This is a genomic window from Streptomyces sp. NPDC003635 (genome assembly GCF_053587635.1).
In genome coordinates this window covers 1-1097 of record NZ_JBSFOK010000128.1, presented here as the reverse complement: position 1 = coordinate 1097, position 1097 = coordinate 1, and the positions used below count along the sequence as shown (strand labels likewise).

The following is a 1097-nucleotide window of genomic DNA, read 5'->3' as shown; positions in this document are numbered from 1 at the left end:
GGTGTCATCAAGATGGTGATGGCTCTGCGGGAGGGTGTGCTGCCGCGCACGCTGCACGTGGACGAGCCGACGCCCCACGTCGACTGGACGGCCGGGCGAGTAGAGCTGTTGACCTCTCCGACGGAACTGCGGCCCGAGGGACGCCCCGGACGGGCCGGCGTCTCGGCGTTCGGAATCTCCGGGACTAACGCGCATGTCGTTCTGGAAGGCGCCCCGGCCGTCGAGGCGGAGACGCAGCCGGTGGCAGAACCCGGAGGGCTTTCTGGGTCGCCGGTGGTGCCCTGGTTGGTGTCGGGGCATGGTGCGGCTGCACTGGCCGCCCAGGCGGGGCGGCTGGCGAGGGTGTCGGGGGATCCGGCGGCCGTGGGGTGGAGCTTGTGGTCTTCGCGTACGGCGTTGGAGAGCCGTGCGGTGGTGTGGGGCCGGGAGAGTGGCGAGCTGAATTCCGCGCTCGGTGCGCTGGCGGAGGGCTCTCTGGCGCCGAATGCCGTGTCGGGTACGGCTGGTTCGGCCACCGGTGTCGTGTTGGTCTTCCCGGGTCAGGGCTCTCAGTGGTTGGGGATGGGGCGGGGGCTCCTTGAGTCCTCGCCGGTGTTCGCGGCGCGTGTCGCGGAGTGTGAGGCGGCGCTCGGGTCCTTTGTGGACTGGTCGTTGAGGGAGGTGCTGCGCGGGGACGATGACGCGTGGATGGGCCGGGTGGATGTGGTTCAGCCGGTGCTGTGGGCGGTGATGGTGTCGCTGGCTGCGGTCTGGGAGTCGCTCGGCATCGAACCGGCCGCTGTGATCGGGCATTCGCAGGGTGAGATCGCGGCTGCCGCGGTGGTTGGTGCGTTGAGCTTGGAGGACGCGGCGCGGGTGGTGGCGCTGCGGTCGGCGGCCATTCGCGATGAACTCGCCGGTCGTGGTGGGATGTTGTCCCTGGCGACCGGTGCGGAAAAGGCGTCGGCGTGGGTTGAGCCGTACGGCGACCGGCTGGCGATCGCTGTCTTCAACGGCCCCGACGCGACCGTGGTCGCCGGTGATCCGGAGGCGCTGGACGAGATCACAGCTCTCGCCGAAGCCGATGGTGTGCGGGCGCGCAGGGTTCCGGTGGACTA

Annotated in this window: 1 protein-coding gene; it reads left to right on the top strand. The window is 70.3% G+C overall.

What is annotated here, in order from left to right; genetic code table 11:
* Window positions 1-1097, top strand: a 1097-nt coding sequence (locus ACWDRW_RS40315) for an acyltransferase domain-containing protein (RefSeq protein ID WP_451733581.1), incomplete at both ends; no start/stop codon positions are given.